Here is a 17,731-nt window from a genome sequence, read left to right as displayed (position 1 = left end):
ATAGTACTGTAACTTTTTGATGGTAAAGTAAATGAGAAAATGCCTCACCCATGCTCACTGATATTTGGAGAAACTATGAGCAACAAAATACCAACAGATGATCATTTTATGAAAATGCAAAAACCTTTTGAACTTTTCGCAAAGTGGCTTGAAGAGGCAACGATAAGTGAAATAAATGATCCAAATGCTATGGCATTAGCAACAGTTGACGAAACAGGACTCCCTAATGTTCGTATGGTTCTCCTCAAAGACTACAGTCCCCAAGGCTTCGTCTTCTATACCAATTATGAAAGCTGTAAAGGACAAGAAATTTTAAAATCAATGAAAGCATCCTTAGGTTTTCATTGGAAATCACTCCGTCGTCAGGTCAGAATTAGAGGAATTGTTGAAAAAGTAAGTCAACAGGAAGCCGATGCCTATTTCCAATCGCGACCACGTGGTAGTCGAATTGGTGCATGGGCATCTAAACAATCTCAACCTTTAGACAATCGTTTTGTGCTCGAAAAAGCAATTGCTCAATATACTGCGCGTTATGCTCTAGGCAATATTCCACGACCACCTTATTGGTCTGGATTTCGTGTTAAACCCCTTTCTATAGAGTTCTGGTGCGATCGCCCATTTCGTTTACATGATCGTCTGCTTTTTACACGCGATTGTGTTGAACACAGCGATTGGAAAAGACAAAAACTTTATCCCTAATCCTTCAAACTTCATCGTTATAAAGATTTTTTCTTCCCAACAGTTAAACAAATATTTTTTATTTGAAAAATTCTAAAAGAAGATGATTCATTTTATTTAAATAGAAGAATTTCATTTTCACTGTAAAAGTTCATTGGTAATATTTCCTACTGTATCGCTTAAAACAGATTAGCAACAAGCTAATTTAAAAGAAAATACTGTATTCAGCAGAAACTATGATTTTAGCTAACTTATTTTTAGACAGCAGGATAAAATATCGTCCATATACCCCCAAATACCAAACCAGCAAAAATCACAAAACCAATAAGCGAATTAGATTTGAAAAGCCTGAGGCATTGTGAACTGTCATCTATATCAATGACTTTAATTTGAATAAACATATGGATGCTTGCCATAAAAATCCCCAAAAAGCTAAGAACAGGGACTCCAGCTAAATAAAATGCTAGACTAACAAACACCACAAAACCACCATACAAAAATACTAAAGCACGCTTGGTTCCTTTACCAAAGAGAAGAGCCGTAGAACGAACACCAACAGTAGCATCATCTTCTTTATCTTGATGTGCATAGATTGTATCGTATCCTATGGTCCACAAGATTGATCCCACATAAAGCAAGATTGGTGCCCAGCTTAAACTTCCAAAGACAACAGCCCACCCCATTAATGCCCCCCAATTAAACGCAACGCCTAAAAAAAACTGCGGCCAATATGTTACGCGTTTCATAAAAGGATAAAATGCAACAGCTATCAATGACGAAATACCTAGAAAAAAACTAAACCTATTAAATTGTGATAAAATGACTAAACCAACCAAACATTGTATAAGTATAAAAACTCTTGCTTGAAACCGACTCACATGACCTGTCGGCAATGGACGAGAACGTGTCCTTTCTACCTGAGCATCAATTTTATGGTCAATAAGATCATTCCAAGTACATCCTGCCCCTCGCATAGCAATAGATCCCAGAAAAAAAAGAAAAAGATACCAAACCCAATGAAGAAACATTGATAAAAGAGTATCGTAATGCATGTTATAAGAGAAAAAAGCCATTGTTGTTGACCAAAAACAAGGCCACATCAACAATTGCCATCCGATAGGCCGATCCCAACGCGCCAATTGCGCATAAAACCATAAAGAACAGGGAAGAAAATTGTAGACCCATTGTTTGGAAGATGCATCCATAACCCGTCCCTGACTCTCACAGGATTGAACATGCGCGATATTTTTATTTTTTTTCATCAAATGATTTACCTTTGGTCTTGCGATAGAGACATTTCATTCTTATGAGAAGGAGATAAGATTAATCATCTTTTATGAGAGGAGCAAGCAATGAATATTCTTCTTATTGGCTCAGGTGGACGAGAACATGCTTTAGCATGGAAAATAGCAGCATCACCACTGCTAACAAAGTTATATTGTGCTCCTGGAAACCCTGCAACAACAGAATTTGGTGAAAATATTAATTTAGACATTGATGACCATCCCCTTGTTATTGATTTTTGTAAAAAACATTCTATTGATCTTGTGATTGTAGGACCAGAAGCACCATTGGTTGCGGGTATAACAGACTCTCTTAATAGCGCTAACATCTGTGTATTTGGTCCTACTCAAAAAGCTGCTCAACTAGAAGGTTCAAAAGCTTTTACGAAAGATTTATGTCGTAAGAATAACATTCCTACAGGAAGTTACCAATGCTTTAATGATGCTTCTAAAGCTAAAGCTTACATTCATCAACAAGGTGTTCCCATTGTTATTAAAGCTGATGGCTTAGCAGCTGGCAAAGGTGTCGTGGTTGCAACAACTATGGAAGAAGCATTTAACGCAGTCGATGCCTGCTTCAAAAGTGCATTTGGAGATGCAGGAAATAAAATTGTTGTAGAATCTTTTCTTGAAGGTGAAGAAGCAAGCTTCTTCTGCCTTTGTGATGGTAAAGTTGCTCTTCCTTTTGGATCTGCTCAAGATCATAAACGTGTAGGTGATGGGGATATTGGAGCAAACACCGGTGGTATGGGTGCTTATTCACCAGCGCCCATCATGACCCAAGATATAGTGAATCGTACCCTCAAAGAAATTGTTGAACCAGCTTTAAAAAGCATGAAAGAAATGGGTGCCCCCTTTAAAGGTATTCTCTTCGTCGGATTAATGATAACGCAAAAAGGACCCGAATTAATTGAATTTAACGTACGATTCGGTGATCCTGAATGTCAAGTTTTAATGATGCGCCTCAAAGATGACATCTTGCCAATTTTTCTTGCTGCAGCTCAAGGAAAACTTGAAAATAAGCCTCTTCAGTGGTCTGAAAAAACTGCTCTCACCGTTGTTATGGCTGCTAATGGTTATCCAGACTCTCCCCAAAAAGGTACTGTTATCCGTAACGTTGATAAAGTAAACAATCTTCCCAATGTGAAAGTTTTTCAAGCTGGTACAGTATTGTGTGATGGAGAACTCATTGCAAATGGTGGACGTGTTCTCAATATAACAGCAACAGGAAAAACGATTACGCACGCACAAAAACGTGCTTATGAAGCTGTTGATTGTATTGATTGGCCAGAAGGTTTTGTTCGTCGTGATATCGGATGGAGAGCCATTGCGCGAGAAAACTAAATTCTTTGAATATTCTTTTTTACGATTTGATTATTTTATATAAGAGCATGATACACAAATTTTCTTACTGTTTTACGTTGACTATAATTTTGAAAAAATGAGTGTGCTTTCCTTTGAACAATCAAATATTGTAAATAGGATATCTACTCATGATAAAATAGGAAATTTTTCTGAATATGACACTGTAATATAAACTGATCATTTTACTGTTGTATTTACTTTAAACGTATTTTCTCATCACTTTTATAAACACTTTCTTTCTTATAAAACCCTGAAGAAAAACATATATAGTATCATTTCTTTTATTTATTACGTTTTTTAATGAAATTCCGCTTTTACGAAAAATAAAATGCCAAAAAAAGATCTTGATGTTATTCACGTACAAATTCTTAAACAATATCTCTCATGCTCGTCGCTCCCATTTTACGATACTACCTGCAAATAGTATAAACCCATTCTGCCATCTTTCTGGAATAAAGATAAAAACCGATACCATTATTGTATTTTCCAACTCTCAATATTATGATAACCCTTTCTATCTAAATGCTTTATCAGAGAGTGTTTACTCTTTTTTAATGATTTTTATCCACACTCTAACCCTTCTTATAACGTGCAAAAAAATGATTTTGATTATAGGAGAGAGATGAAGTAAGAATATTTTGCAATATTCAAAGCTCTCATTCAACATAGAGAAATGATTTATAAAAAAAGTAAAAAACACTTCCAGCAATCTGCTCGCGTTTTAATGATGTGGCGAAAACTAAAAATTACACCGCCAAAAAACGGTTTCTATTGTTATGAAAGCCGTTTTACCTCTCCGAGAAAAGCGTTTAACATAACCGATTCCTGCTGCCAATATATGGTGTCAAAAAATTCTCATTTACAATCATTGATTTCCTCTTTGCCTTAAAGAACCAGAAATCACACCAAATCCCATCTGTAAACGTCTGGATTCTCATTGAGCAGGTTCCTCTTGATTCCCACTCATATGCTTCAATTACACAAAGATCGGCAAGCAAACTTAAGAATATTCGCCATATCCTCTAAAAATACTTCATGTGTGAAGTTTACATGCCTTATACTACCGCCCCAAACAACGATGTTTTACGGCACAACAAGATAAATGCTTACGGTAGTACAAAAATGAATGCATATTAATATTACTGGAGTGCAACTCGATTCGCAATCACCAAACGCAAGCCTAACGGATTACTATAACGAAGTAAGAAACGCTTTTGTTTAGAATGTGCTGTTGTACCAAAAAAACGATGTAAATCAGAACGATCTTTTACAACCAGAATGCGATTATCTTCATTGATCATAAGCATGGGGAGGCCATAAGTATCCGCCCATAATCGCCAATCCAGAAGAACATTATTCAAATCTCTGGAAACCAAAAGCGGTATACAAGCTTCCTCATCAGCATGAAGTAATTCTAGTGCAACAGCTCTTTCTCCTGAACGCGTTTTTACGGTACGTGCTGCAATTCCTTGGAAATGATAAGGGGGTATTAAATGCGATAAGCTTGAAGGCATATCCGTTTTAAAAGAAACACCACGCTCATTTAATGAACAAATAACCTGATTACCCGTTTTGGATGAAAAATATGTCGTCGTTTGTGGCAAATGGCACGGATCTAACCGAAATTCAAGCACCGCTTTTGCCTGATTAAAGCATTGATTAGCCATATACATTATCCCAATTTATCTTAAATAAGATACACCCTTTAGCAGCTTTTTCTCATTGGATTATTAAAAGTTTGAATAAAAAACAACTGGTTTCTTTTTTGGTTATTAAAATCTAAACAAAAATACATGATCACTATTCTTGAATTATAATACTTTTCCGGGATTCATTATCCCTAAAGGATCGAGTGTTTTTTTAATCCCTTGCATAATATCCAATGCGACAGGCGATTTAAAAGAACGAAGTTCTTCGCGCTTAAGTTGACCAATTCCATGCTCAGCAGAAAATGCACCTCTATAGTCCATAACTAAACTATGAATGCGATGATTCATTTTTGACCATAACTGCAAGAACACCGTCGTATCAGCTCCTACAGGTTGTGTAATATTATAATGTAAATTTCCATCGCCCATGTGTCCAAAACAAATCACCCGTGCTCCTGGAGCAATATCTTCAACAATAAGTGCTGCCTCAGCAATAAAATCAGGAATAGAAGCAAGTGGAACCGCAATATCATGCTTAATGGACCCTCCTGCTAACTTTTGTGCATAGGATATACTTTCACGCAACTGCCAAAAAAAATCTTGCTGTTTTAAAGATTGTGCAACAATTGCATCTTCTATCACCGCATTCTTTAAAGCTTCTTCTAAAATAATACTCAGTACTGATAACGCCTCATCATTGCCTTGCAAAGATGAAATGTTCATTAATACATACCATTCATGCTTCCGCTGGAGAGGAGGCTTCTCACACATCTTATAATCTAAAGCCATTTGCAAACTGAGATTTCCCATAAGCTCAAAACCTGTCAACATCCCTCCTCCATATTCTTGAGCCAGAGATAAAAATTCTAAAGCCTTCGCCGGACTATATAATCCCACCAAAGCAACAGCTTTTCCTTTTATTTTTGGAAACATCTTCAAAACGGCTGCGGTTATAACACCCAATGTGCCTTCTGCACCAATAAAAAGATTTTTCAAATCGTAACCGCTATTATCTTTTTTAACAAAACGCAAATCATCTAAAATACGGCCATCCGGTAAAACAACTTCCAAACCAAGACAAAGATCACGCATATTGCCATAGGCTAAAACAGCTGTCCCTCCAGCATTCGACGAAAGATTTCCTCCTACTTGACAAGAACCTTCAGATGCCAAAGAAAGAGGGAAAAAACGACCTGATTCATCCACTTTTTTCTGTAAATCCTGTAAAATAACACCAGCCTCTACAACAATAAAATTTCCCTCAAGATTTATAGTTCTAATCTTATTTAATCGTTCCATGGATAAAAGAACGCTCCCTCCTCTTTCATCTGGTTGTTGTCCCCCCACAAGCCCTGTATTTCCACCCTGTGGCACAATCGGTGTGCGTGTTTTGCTCGCTAGCTGCATAATCAATGAGACCTCTGCGCAAGAAGATGGACGTAAAAGTAAAGGTGTTTTTCCATGAAAAAGGCCACGCTCTTCAAGCAAATACGGTGCAATCAACGCTTGATCTGTTATAGCATGCTTAGCACCAACAATTTCTCTAAACCCCTCAATTAGTTTCTGCTCCATGTTCATTTCTCCTTTGGAGCCGCAGCCCGTATAAGACGATCATTGATCGCCTCCCCTAATCCGTATAATGGAATAGGTTCTACTGCGATACATCTCACTTTAAATGAATCTAATTCCTTCATATATTGAAATAAATGAGAGGCTGCCTCTTCCAACTTTCCATCTTCGCTAAGGTTTAAAATAGAAACGGCATTTTCAGCCCCAATAACGCGCTTTGAACCAAATGCTAAAAGCGCTTCACCATTTTCCACCTTTTCTACATTCAAACGAATCGTGGCATTGGGAGCATAATGCGACTTTAACATCCCTGGAGCTTCAATCGCCGCCCTTTGATCTATCCGTTTTAAAGACTTCCCCACAACTTCTTCAATTTTATCAGCCGCAAGCCCCCCTGGACGCAAAAGATAAATATTTTCATTACAAATTTTAATAATCGTTGATTCAAGCCCTATTTTAGCGGGTCCTCCGTCCAATATCAAAGGAACAGATTCCCCCAAAGATGCAAAAACAGCCTCAGCTGAAGTAGGGCTAAGACACCCCGATTGATTCGCACTAGGAGCAGCAAGTGGGCGGCCAAAATATTCTACTACTTCCGCAAAACGACTGTCTGGAAAACGAACAGCCAAAGTATTCAAACCAGCGGTTGTTAAAGGATGGATATTATGCTGTTCCTTTAAAGGCAAAACCAATGTCAAAGGCCCGGGCCAAAACTCCTCCATTAATTGTCGTGAAAGAAAGTCAATTTTAACATAACGTTCCGCCATTTCGATGCCGCTGACATGCACAATAAGAGGATTAATTTGTGGACGACTCTTTGTAGAAAAAATAGAAGAAATTGCCCTCCCATTGGTTGCATCGCCCGCTAATCCATAAACAGTTTCCGTTGGTAACGCTACTAACTTCCCTTGTTTAAGAAGCGCTATTGCCTCTCTTATCGAAGCACTATTAAGTGGTAGAATCGTCATGACACATCATTTCTATAACACATCTTTTAGTGGTGCAAAACTATAACGATGTAATCCTATAATTGGTCCATATTTATTAAGAGCTGTACGATGCGCTAGCGTTGCATAACCTACATGCTTCTCTAAACCATACCTTTTATAAACTTGTCCTGCACATTCCATCATCCGGTCACGCGTTACTTTCGCAATAATAGATGCGGCTGCAATTGAAACCGAACGCTGATCGCCCTTAATCAACGCCATTGCAGGACAGGACAACTCAGAAGGAATATCACGTCCATCAACAAGGACATAGTGGGCTGGAATAGCTAACCCTATAATACAGCGACGCATTGCTTCTAAAGTTGCTTTTCTAATATTAGATTGATCAATTGTACGAGCACAAAGACTAGCGACTGAAACCGCTAATGCACTTTGCAAAATTTCATGATAAAGTCTATCTCGTTGGAGAAAAGAAAGTTTTTTTGAATCATTTAACCCATTAGGAATATGGTCTTTATCCAAGATAACTGCTGCCGTTACCACAGGTCCAGCGAGAGGCCCCCGTCCTACTTCATCAACACCTGCTATATGAAAAAAACCCTGTTTTTGCAAATCCAATTCGCACGAAAAATTTGGTTGAAGCGGAAAATTAAACATCTTTGATAAATCACAAATACAACAAACATACATTTATTTCTGTAGCCTGATCATTTTTTGCAAGCATTACAGTTTTAAATGGCTCTCCAAACATTCTGCAAATTCTTGCACAAAAGATAAAAAACACATTTCTTTGGTTCTCCTCTTTCATTGTGTATAATAAAATCATGACGAAATAAAAGCTTTTATATTTATTTATCAGATATTTCCTAAAGTCATGATAGATTTTACAAACCAATTTGGGTGCATTGATTTGATAAAAAGAGCTGCTTGTTGCGCTGTTTGTTTATTTTTAAAAATGCCAAAGCAAGTTGCTCCCGTTCCAGACATACGGGAAAAAAGAGCCCCACATTCATCTAATATAGATAACACTTCAGCTAACTGAGGTGCTATTTTTAATGCAGAAGAAAAAAGATCATTACGCGTTTCTTGTAAAGCTTCAACCAATGAATCAACACTCTTTAAAGCGTCTGTATTAATTTTTAAAGAAGGATTATGACGCTTCTCTAACGCTTTAAAAACAGTTTGTGTTGAAATCTCTTGTCCATGATTAACCAATACTATTGCAAGAGAACAGGCTCTTTTTAGTTGTATCATCTCTTGACCAATTCCTTTGACCAAAAGCGGCTGCCGATATTCTAATGCATAAAGGCACATGGGAACATCAGCACCAAGAACTAAGCTCATTTTTGCTAATTCTTCGTAAGAGCAATCAAGATTCCACTGTTGACGCAACATGCTTATAACCCCAGCTGCATCACCTGAGCCACCACCAATGCCTGAAGCAACAGGTAATGTTTTTACAAGCCGAAAAAAAGCAGGTTGAGCACATTCAGGAAAAGTCTTATGCATAAAATCCCGTGCGCGAATAACCAAATTATCTAAATGAGACACAAGTCCTTTTGCAAACGGTCCCGTCAAAACAAACTGATTATTTTCGCAAGGTGCATAGTGTAGACAATCACCGCTAAGACTAAAATAAACCAAACTTTCTATTAAATGATACCCATCAGCACGTTGCCCCACAACATGTAGAGCTAAATTCAATTTAATAGGCGTAAATAAATAGGAATGTCTTTGGAACGAAGCTTGCACATTTGATATCATATGACGTAATATTCACCTACATAGGGCTCTTTTACAAATTCCCCCTTTTATCCATACTTTTGTTAGCACAAACCCTATAAACAGCTTGGAATATTCTTAATCGTTTTCTAAACAAAAAATAAATATAAAGAACACTCATACAAAATAAACGACATGTTCTCACTCGCATCATTTCAAGCCTTTTTTCTTCTAGAATCTGTTTTTAGATAAAAATCTCTCTGGCTTAAATGATCCTTTCCATTACAAACCATAACGCTGCCAAAGTGCTCGCTCTTCTGCTGCCATCAATGCACTGTCAATGACTGTATAAACCGTATGTGCCGTCACTCCTGAAGGCGTTTTAGGTCCTAAAAAACTTTTTGGAGGCATAATAAGTCGAAGTTTTGCATCATTACCAAAGCGCTCCTTAATAACAGAACCTACATCATTCAATCCATCAACCAGACCAAGCTCAACGCTTTGTTTTCCACTCCAAAACATTCCTGTAAAGAGATTCGAATCATCTGATAATTTTTCAGCACGCCGTTCTTTAACCAAATCGATAAAAGTTTGATGCACTTCAAGTTGGAGAGATTTCAAATGCTCAATATCCGCCTTTTTTTCTGGCTGAAATGGATCTAATGTAACTTTGTTCTTTCCTGCTGTGTATACACGCCGTTCGATACCAATTTTCTTCAAAAGTTCAGGAAAACCAAAGGAAGCTGAAACCACTCCAATGGAACCAACAATTGAAGAAGGATCTGCAAAAATTTCATCCCCCGCACAAGCAATCATATAACCACCGGATGCTGCAATATCTTCAATAAACACAAGAACCTTTTTATTTTTTTCTTCTGACAAGTCACGAATGCGCTTGAAGATAAGACGCGATTGTACAGGTGAACCACCAGGAGAATTAATAATAAGTGCAACAGCCGGTGACTTTTTGTATGCGAAAGCCTTCTCTAAAAGATTTGCACACCTACTGAGGGAAAGGGTACGAGATATAGACGCTGATGAATCCATAATTGCTCCTTGAAGGCGCACCACAGGAATTTCAAGTTTATCGGAAGAAAAACGGCGTGGAATAAAACTTTTAATAAAATCCATCAAAACAAAATCTCCTTATAAATTAAGAACAATTAAATAGGAAAGGACAACAAAAAGGAAGAACGCTATAATATCCAAAAGCGCCAATCAATCCCCACATTACTAGCAGAAATATAACTTCACCCAAAGTCAAGCCTCCCTAATAACAAAGTTTGGACTTTAAATAATAAACTAAAAAACACAAGATACTATTAGAAAAGTTCCCACAAACTTATATATCCATTATTAATTGCATCAACTCGGGGTGAAAAAGTATGGTCATTACCTTCATGTATAACCAATGCCGGTAAAATAGATAAAGCTGCTCTGCTTCCTCGTTTTGCGTAAAATAAAAGACGAATTGCTGCTGTTTTGGCACGTGCTTGCACAGGAATTATACAAATACCACCAAAACGCCCTTCTAAAGCACGTAAGATATCTGTCAGCGATTGTGGACGCGCAATGAGCCCTAAGTATCCACCTGGCTTAACAATGGCTGCTGCACTCCGCAACCAGTTATCAAACATCGCTTCAGACATAACATGTGCTTCAGATTTTTGTTTATCAGGTGTCTTGCGATCAGTAGGATTATTAAAAGGTGGATTCATAATCGCAAAATCAAAGCTATTATCTATCAAACCTGCTTTTATACGGGCGTTCCCTTTGAAGGTAACATCTGCTTCTAGCAAACAAACTCGGCTAGCAAATTGTTTATTTTGTTTTAGCATAAGCGTTTTTTGAGCGTAAGATACCATAAAAGCTGAACGTTCAACTAAGGTAACATGAACTTTCAGACAACGCGAAGCAACAGCCAACCCTGCAGCTCCAGCACCTGCACCTAAATCAACAACCTTGCCCTTTAAATTACTTGGAACCAAACTAGCTAATAACATCGCATCTATTCCAGAACGATGACCATATTTATGGGGTTGCACCAAATAAAACTTCCCGCGGTGAAAACTGTCAATTGTTTCACCACTCTGATTCGTTATTTTATCCATTTAAAAGCCTAATGTTCACCTTTATAAACTGCATTTTTGCCATTCAGCTGCTATTTTAATTTTTTTTATTATTTCATAACAACAAGATTACACTCGCTAAAGAACATTTCTTGCCAATAACATTCCAAGCTTACACTTCAAAGCGCCATCAAAAGCTTGAGTCAAAACCAAACCCCCTTTATGCTAGTAAATAAAGTAAATTTTATATATGTCCATTGCAATACTCTAGGAGTAAACACATTGAGCGCAGCTATCAAACCAGAACAAATAAGAAATAATCAAATTTCTCTTCAATCTCTTGTCAATCTTACTCAAAAAGATATGGATCGCGTAAATCAATTTATTCTCTCTATGGCAAAATCAGAGGTTGAGATGATCCCTGAAATTTCTAACCATCTTATTTCATCAGGTGGAAAGCGATTACGCCCAATGATTACGCTCGCTTCTGCTCATATGTTCGGTTATCAAAGTGACGGGCATATAAAACTTGCAACAGCTGTTGAATTTATGCATACAGCAACATTACTACACGATGATGTAATTGATGAAAGTAATTTGCGACGTGGAAAATCCACGGCACGGATGATTTGGGGAAATCAAGCAAGTGTACTTGTTGGTGATTTCCTGTTGGGTCAGGCTTTTAAAATGATGGTCGATGTTGGTTCCATAGAAGCGCTCTCTGTCCTAGCAAGCGCTGCTGCAATTATTGCTGAAGGAGAAGTTATGCAACTTTCTGCTGCAAAAAATATCAAAACCAGCCCTTCAGACTATCTCAAAATCATCAATGCCAAAACAGCCGCACTTTTTTCAGCAGCCGCTGAAGTAGGACCGATTGTTGCTGGGTATGGACATAAAGAGCGTTCTTCATTACGTGAATATGGAGCATCTTTAGGTTTAGCTTTCCAATTGATTGATGATGCACTTGACTATAGCGGTAGTGCTCAAAACTTAGGAAAAAATACAGGGGATGATTTTAGAGAAGGAAAAATAACAATGCCTGTTATTATCGCATATGAACGTGGAGATATAGTAGAAAAAAAATTCTGGAAACAAGCACTTGAAGATGGCAATAACAATAATGAAGCCTTCGCATACGCGCAACACTTAATAGAAAAGTATGATAGTATCACAGATACAATAGAACAAGCACGCATCTACGGAAAACATGCAATTGATTCTCTTGTTCCCATGAACGAAAATCTTGCTTACAATGCTCTCGTTGAGACTGTTGAATTTTGTATTACGCGCGTAAGCTGAATTCTTTGCAAGAATCGCAGTATTTCTCAATAAAGTAATGAGATATGATCTATAAACAACACCATCGATTGATTATCTTGAAAAGGATTAGCTCCATGTGCTTTGCAACGGTATCCCGACTTTTGACCCTCTTTATCGTGGGTATCATGCTGATGCCATTCCCCACCTACAGTAAAACTAGCACCGCAATTCATACAAACTCATTTACAGGTGCTTATTTAGCTGGAATGGTTGCAAATCATGAAAATAAAACAGAACTTGCTATCAATTACTTTAAACAAGCACTCGTTTATCAACCTGATAACATTGAAACACAAAAAGAGCTCCTTGAAGCTATGCTCTCGGTCGGAAACTTTAAAGAAGCTGTCCAACAAGCCCAAAAACTCAAAGAGCAAGATGTTATAACTCCCTTTGTTTCCTTAACCTTGTCAGTAGACAGTCTCATCAAAAAAGACTATAAGAATGCCAATTTTCTTCTGCAATCAAAAGAACCTCCGAAATCCAATAATCCAATACCTGAACTCATCGGTGCTTGGATTACATTTGGATCTGGACAAAAATCTCAGGCAATCGCTGATCTTAAGAAACTCAAAGGTCCTGTCTGGTATGACCTTTTTATATCTTATCATCTAGCACTTATGAGCGATCTTGCAGACCAGCCAAAGGATGCAAAAAAATATTTCATTAAAGCACTTAGTAACAAACAAGGGACTCTTATCGCTCCTAATACCTATGAACGTATTATCATAGCCTATGCCTCATTCCAATTGCGCCATAATATGCGTAACCAAGCTCTTCAAACAATCCAACATGGCGAACAAATGTTGTCAGGTCGAGAAGTCCTTAAAAACTTTCGAGAAAAAATTGAAAAAAATTCTTTCTTAGAGAGAATTATTAAAACACCTCAACAAGGAGCAGCTGAGGTATTATATAATTTTGGAACAGCCCTCAACCACAAAAACTCAGGGCGAATTGCACGTATTTTTAAGCAATTATCTTTCGCCTTATACCCTCAAAATGACGCAACACTGTTTCAGCTCGCACACATTTCTGCTAAATTGAGTGATCCTCATCAAGCAATTAAACTTTATCGCGCTTTATCCCCTAAATCTCCTTATTATAAAGATGGACAACTTCATCTTGCATTCCTTCTTGCCAATAACAACAATTACAAAGAAGCAATAAAATTACTCACATTGTTAAATGAAAAATTTCCCAATGATCGTAATATTTTGATAACGCTCGTTGCTTTTTATATGCAGGACAATAAATTTCTTGAGGCCATTAAGACTCTAGACTACGCTATTGCCCAAATAAAAAACTTTCAGCAGGACGATTGGAAACTCTTTTATCAACGTGGTATTGCTTTTGAACGTTTAAAGCAATGGCCAAAAGCAGAAATTGACTTGAGAAAATCGCTTGAATTTTTTCCAAACCAACCGCAAGTTCTTAATTATTTAGCCTATTCCCTTGTAGAACGTGGTGAGAAGCTTGAAGAATCGCTCCGTATGCTGCAAAAAGCTTCTGCTTTGCAAGCTCACAACAGTCATATCCTCGATTCTTTAGGGTGGGCTTATTATAAACTAAAAGAATATAATAAAGCAGTGCAAATATTAGAAAATGCTGTCAGATTACAACCTGAGGACCCAACACTGAATGATCATTTAGGTGATGCCTATTGGAAAGTTGGACGTAAACGTGAAGCAATCTTTCAATGGAACCACGCAATTGACGGAAAACCAGAAAATTCTGAACAAATTCAAGAAAAGTTGAAATTTGGTTTGCAATAAACAATGCTTAACCATAAACCACATGAAATAATAAACAGAGAAACTAAAATTACTTTTGTTTTTTGTTTAGTCCAATATAAAGAGTATAAAGCGTGAAACTGCCTGAATATCTTAACCCCAAACGTTCTTTTCAGGGACTAATCTTAACTTTGCAAAATTATTGGGCACACTACGGATGTGCAATTTTGCAACCTTACGATATGGAAGTCGGAGCTGGGACTTTTCATCCCGCGACAACATTACGCTCTCTAGGTCCACATCCTTGGCAAGTTGCTTATGTCCAACCCTCTCGACGTCCAACAGATGGCCGATATGGTAAGAATCCAAATCGTTTACAACACTATTATCAATTCCAAGTGCTTCTCAAACCCTCTCCGCTCAATCTACAAGAACTTTATATAAAGTCGCTACAAGCTATCGGACTTGATACAAAACTGCATGATATTCGCTTTGTTGAAGATGATTGGGAAAGTCCTACCCTTGGTGCTTGGGGGCTTGGATGGGAATGCTGGTGCGATGGGATGGAAGTCTCTCAATTTACTTATTTTCAACAAGTTTGTGGCATTGAATGCGCTCCAGTTTCAGGGGAACTCACATACGGTCTTGAGCGTCTAGCGATGTATATCCAAGGGGTTGATAACGTCTATGACCTTAACTTTAATGGTTTGGAGGCAGAAAACAAAATAAGTTATAGAGATATTTTTTTTCAGGCAGAACAGGAATACTCATACTACAACTTCGAATTTGCTGATACAAAACTGCTACATCAGCACTTTATCGATGCAGAACGCGAATGCAGCGCACTTCTTGATGCTGGAAAACCAAATAAAGAAAATATATTACATCGCTGTGTTTTTCCTGCCTATGATCAATGTATTAAAGCGAGCCATATCTTTAATCTTTTGCAAGCACGTGGCGTTATTTCTGTAACCGAACGACAAAATTACATTCTTCGCGTTCGTGATCTCGCGCGCCGTTGTGGGGAAGCCTTCTTACTCACAGAAGCTGGACAAATATATACTGGAGAAGCCTAATGTCTGATCTTCTTCTCGAACTTTTCAGTGAAGAAATCCCCGCACATATGCAACGAAAAGCTGCTGCTGATCTCAAAAAATCTGTTACAAATCAACTTGTGAATGCTGGATTGATCTATGAAGCTGCTCGTGAATATTGGACACCTCGTCGGCTAACATTGGACATACGCGGACTTTCCATACGCTCAAAAGATATCCATGAAGAACGAAGAGGTCCTAGTATAAAATCACCACAGCATGTAATTGATGGTTTTCTACGTGCAACAGGATTAAACGATATTTCTGAAGCACATATTGGACATGATGATAAAAAAGGTCATTTTTATATTGCTAAAATTGTTAAAAAAGGTCGAGCTGCAGAAGAAATTATTGCCGATATTTTACCGAATATTATCCGCAACTTTCCGTGGCCGAAATCTATGCGTTGGGGAAAAGATTCAGCACAAAGTGGTGCTCTGAAATGGATTCGACCTTTACAAAACATTCTTTGCGTCTTCGGACCAGAAATTGGTGAAACACATGTTATTCCCTTTACAATTGGTTCTCTTAAAAGCAATAATTTAACTTATGGTCATCGTTTCTTAAGTGATGGAAAGCCATTTCAAGTGCGCCGCTTTGATGATTATGTTACTCAACTTGAAACCCATAAAGTCATTCTGGATGCCGAGAGACGAAAGAATATTATTTTAGCTGATGCCCAAAACCTCTGCTTTGCCAATGGGTTAGAACTGGTTCAAGACAATCCCCTCCTAGAAGAAGTTGCTGGTCTTGTTGAATGGCCTGTTATCCTGATGGGTGATTTTGACCAATCATTCCTTGATATTCCTCCAGAAATTATTCGCTTGACCATTCGAGCCAATCAAAAATGTTTTGTTACCCGTAAACAAGGAGAAAAAGTAAAACTTTCTCATCATTTTATTCTCGTTTCTAATATTCTTTCAAATGATGAAGGCAAAGAAATTTCAAAAGGAAATAGTAAAGTTGTCCGTGCCCGTCTTTCTGATGCACTTTATTTTTGGCAAACCGATCAGCGTGATTTGCCTGATATTCAACAATTGGAATCTTCTATAAAAAAATTTGATCTTGATATAAAAAAACCTCTCGATCAAAGAATGGCGCGACTTGATCATTTAAATGTAACTTTTCATGCTAAATTAGGTACGCAAGGTGCAAGAGTAGAACGCATTGCTACACTCGCACAAGAAATTGCACCTTTGATACAAACAGATCCTCTTTTAGCAAAACGTGCAGCAATCCTTGCAAAAGCTGATTTGCAAACAGAAATTGTCGGAGAATTTCCTGAACTACAAGGAGTTATGGGGCAAAAATATGCCCTTCTTCAAGGGGAAGATCCTCGCGTAGCTGTAGCAATCAAGGACCATTATAAACCTCAAGGACCAACAGATCGTCTTCCACAAGAACCGCTTGCTATAACCGTTATGCTCGCCGACAAAATTGACATGCTCGTTGGCTTTTGGCTCATTAATGAAAAACCAACGGGCTCAAAAGATCCCTATGCGTTAAGACGAGCAGCACTGGGAGTTATTAGGCTTGTACTTTCGCGAGATTGGAAAATCAATCTTATGCCACTGTTTCAGTTAGCAATGGATCTTTTCTTACAACAAAAAAATAAATATGAAATCTCTCAAAAAGAAAATTCACAATTGCTGAATCTGCTTCCAGAAAAAACAGAATATATTTTATCAGACCTGTTATTCTTTTTTCATGACCGTTTGAAAATCTATCTAAAAGAGGAAGGTGCTCGTTACGATGCCCTTGAAGCCGTTTTAAATAAGGATTCTGATGATTTTTTATTGGTTGCACGTCGTGTCGAATCGCTTATCGCTTTTATCAATACCCATGATGGAATGAACTTTGTAGCCTCTGTAAAACGTACTGCCAATATTCTTGAAAATGAATTTCAAAAAAGCACAACAATAGCGAATGAAATTAATCCTGAGCTCTTTGTCGAGAAAGAAGAAAAGCAGCTCTATCATGCAATATGTGAAGTAGAAAAACAGGTTCTTGCTCCCATCAATGCGACAAATTTATCATTTGCACTCAGTGTGCTAGTGCCACTTGGAAAATTGATTGATATATTTTTCGAAAAGGTATTGGTGAATGATAAAAAACCTGATGTTCGTGCTAACCGTCTTGCTCTTCTCAAACGTATTCACATTATTACACAATCGGTTGCAGACTTTTCAAAACTTGTCATTTAGAATCAAAATGTCCTATTAATTGATAAAAATAATGAAGATAAACTTTTCTTTTTTTATGACTTTTATTAATGAATCTTGAGAAAATTATGCAATCAAAGAGG

14 protein-coding genes are annotated in these 17,731 nt (G+C 37.6%); 6 read left to right on the top strand and 8 right to left on the bottom strand.

What is annotated here, in order from left to right:
• Window positions 1-75: 75 nt before the first annotated feature.
• On the top strand, window positions 76-699 hold the full coding sequence (pdxH, locus tag ACFIKO_RS04380; protein WP_273787902.1) for a pyridoxamine 5'-phosphate oxidase: 624 nt from the start codon (window positions 76-78) through the stop codon (window positions 697-699).
• 236 nt (window positions 700-935) lie between these two features.
• Here pdxH and ubiA read toward each other — a convergent pair whose 3' ends face one another.
• Window positions 936-1,940: a 4-hydroxybenzoate octaprenyltransferase gene (gene ubiA / locus ACFIKO_RS04375; protein WP_375619736.1), complete on the bottom strand. Its 1,005-nt coding sequence runs from the start codon at window positions 1,938-1,940 to the stop codon at window positions 936-938.
• A 90-nt stretch (window positions 1,941-2,030) separates the two neighbouring features.
• Here ubiA and purD point away from each other — a divergent pair, with 90 nt between their 5' ends.
• Window positions 2,031-3,305: a phosphoribosylamine--glycine ligase gene (gene purD, locus ACFIKO_RS04370; RefSeq protein ID WP_375673410.1), complete on the top strand. Its 1,275-nt coding sequence runs from the start codon at window positions 2,031-2,033 to the stop codon at window positions 3,303-3,305.
• Window positions 3,306-4,465: 1,160 nt separating this feature from the next.
• On the opposite strand, the gene ACFIKO_RS04365 is transcribed toward purD, so the two are convergent.
• The 7 genes from ACFIKO_RS04365 to ACFIKO_RS04335 all read right to left on the bottom strand — a co-directional run bounded on the left by ACFIKO_RS04365 (window position 4,466) and on the right by ACFIKO_RS04335 (window position 11,327).
• A complete protein-coding gene (locus tag ACFIKO_RS04365; protein ID WP_273787899.1) occupies window positions 4,466-4,993 on the bottom strand; it encodes a DUF6101 family protein in 528 nt (175 codons plus the stop codon).
• 144 nt (window positions 4,994-5,137) lie between these two features.
• A complete protein-coding gene (locus tag ACFIKO_RS04360; RefSeq protein WP_375673409.1) occupies window positions 5,138-6,547 on the bottom strand; it encodes an FAD-binding oxidoreductase in 1,410 nt (469 codons plus the stop codon).
• A gap of 2 nt (window positions 6,548-6,549) precedes the next feature.
• Entirely contained in the window at window positions 6,550-7,512 is a 963-nt protein-coding gene (locus tag ACFIKO_RS04355; protein ID WP_375673408.1) for an L-threonylcarbamoyladenylate synthase, read from the bottom strand.
• Between the two features lie 12 nt (window positions 7,513-7,524).
• The gene (locus tag ACFIKO_RS04350; protein WP_375673407.1) at window positions 7,525-8,184 is read right to left on the bottom strand and encodes a ribonuclease HII; all 660 of its coding nucleotides are present in this window, start codon (window positions 8,182-8,184) and stop codon (window positions 7,525-7,527) included.
• A gap of 165 nt (window positions 8,185-8,349) precedes the next feature.
• Window positions 8,350-9,258 carry a 4-(cytidine 5'-diphospho)-2-C-methyl-D-erythritol kinase gene (locus ACFIKO_RS04345; RefSeq protein ID WP_375619731.1) on the bottom strand — a complete coding sequence of 303 codons (909 nt, stop codon included), beginning with the start codon at window positions 9,256-9,258 and terminating at the stop codon, window positions 8,350-8,352.
• Between the two features lie 240 nt (window positions 9,259-9,498).
• A complete protein-coding gene (locus ACFIKO_RS04340; RefSeq protein WP_375673406.1) occupies window positions 9,499-10,347 on the bottom strand; it encodes a S49 family peptidase in 849 nt (282 codons plus the stop codon).
• A gap of 191 nt (window positions 10,348-10,538) precedes the next feature.
• Window positions 10,539-11,327 carry a tRNA1(Val) (adenine(37)-N6)-methyltransferase gene (locus ACFIKO_RS04335; protein ID WP_375619729.1) on the bottom strand — a complete coding sequence of 263 codons (789 nt, stop codon included), beginning with the start codon at window positions 11,325-11,327 and terminating at the stop codon, window positions 10,539-10,541.
• Window positions 11,328-11,507: 180 nt separating this feature from the next.
• Between ACFIKO_RS04335 and ACFIKO_RS04330 the strand changes: the two genes are divergently transcribed.
• From ACFIKO_RS04330 to glyS, 4 genes are all read left to right on the top strand, one after another.
• Window positions 11,508-12,584: a polyprenyl synthetase family protein gene (locus ACFIKO_RS04330; protein ID WP_375619728.1), complete on the top strand. Its 1,077-nt coding sequence runs from the start codon at window positions 11,508-11,510 to the stop codon at window positions 12,582-12,584.
• Window positions 12,585-12,679: 95 nt separating this feature from the next.
• Window positions 12,680-14,374, top strand: a complete 1,695-nt coding sequence (locus tag ACFIKO_RS04325; protein WP_375619727.1) for a tetratricopeptide repeat protein — start codon at window positions 12,680-12,682, stop codon at window positions 14,372-14,374.
• Window positions 14,375-14,466: 92 nt separating this feature from the next.
• Window positions 14,467-15,408 (top strand): glycine--tRNA ligase subunit alpha, encoded by a 942-nt coding sequence (locus tag ACFIKO_RS04320; RefSeq protein ID WP_375619726.1) that lies wholly within the window; start codon window positions 14,467-14,469, stop codon window positions 15,406-15,408.
• On the top strand, window positions 15,408-17,630 hold the full coding sequence (gene glyS / locus ACFIKO_RS04315) for a glycine--tRNA ligase subunit beta (protein WP_375673405.1): 2,223 nt from the start codon (window positions 15,408-15,410) through the stop codon (window positions 17,628-17,630). Before ACFIKO_RS04320 ends, glyS begins: the two co-directional genes overlap by 1 nt.
• Window positions 17,631-17,731 lie beyond the last annotated feature (101 nt).

The organism is Bartonella sp. TS82HLJMH (assembly GCF_042193495.1).
In the GTDB taxonomy this organism is placed as follows: Bacteria; Pseudomonadota; Alphaproteobacteria; order Rhizobiales; family Rhizobiaceae; genus Bartonella; species Bartonella grahamii.
This window is presented reverse-complemented; position numbering and strand designations above follow the sequence as displayed.

Bases quoted from the DNA above. Each gene is read 5' to 3' on its own strand.
- pdxH (WP_273787902.1), top strand. From the start codon at position 76: ATGAGCAACAAAATACCAACAGATGATCATTTTATGAAAATGCAAAAA.
- glyS (WP_375673405.1), top strand. From the start codon at position 15,408: ATGTCTGATCTTCTTCTCGAACTTTTCAGTGAAGAAATCCCCGCACAT.
- ubiA (WP_375619736.1), bottom strand. From the start codon at position 1,940: ATGAAAAAAAATAAAAATATCGCGCATGTTCAATCCTGTGAGAGTCAG.
- ACFIKO_RS04325 (WP_375619727.1), top strand. From the start codon at position 12,680: ATGTGCTTTGCAACGGTATCCCGACTTTTGACCCTCTTTATCGTGGGT.
- ACFIKO_RS04355 (WP_375673408.1), bottom strand. From the start codon at position 7,512: ATGACGATTCTACCACTTAATAGTGCTTCGATAAGAGAGGCAATAGCG.
- ACFIKO_RS04350 (WP_375673407.1), bottom strand. From the start codon at position 8,184: ATGTATGTTTGTTGTATTTGTGATTTATCAAAGATGTTTAATTTTCCG.
- ACFIKO_RS04330 (WP_375619728.1), top strand. From the start codon at position 11,508: ATGCTAGTAAATAAAGTAAATTTTATATATGTCCATTGCAATACTCTA.
- ACFIKO_RS04360 (WP_375673409.1), bottom strand. From the start codon at position 6,547: ATGGAGCAGAAACTAATTGAGGGGTTTAGAGAAATTGTTGGTGCTAAG.
- ACFIKO_RS04340 (WP_375673406.1), bottom strand. From the start codon at position 10,347: ATGGATTTTATTAAAAGTTTTATTCCACGCCGTTTTTCTTCCGATAAA.
- purD (WP_375673410.1), top strand. From the start codon at position 2,031: ATGAATATTCTTCTTATTGGCTCAGGTGGACGAGAACATGCTTTAGCA.
- ACFIKO_RS04335 (WP_375619729.1), bottom strand. From the start codon at position 11,327: ATGGATAAAATAACGAATCAGAGTGGTGAAACAATTGACAGTTTTCAC.
- ACFIKO_RS04365 (WP_273787899.1), bottom strand. From the start codon at position 4,993: ATGGCTAATCAATGCTTTAATCAGGCAAAAGCGGTGCTTGAATTTCGG.
- ACFIKO_RS04345 (WP_375619731.1), bottom strand. From the start codon at position 9,258: ATGATATCAAATGTGCAAGCTTCGTTCCAAAGACATTCCTATTTATTT.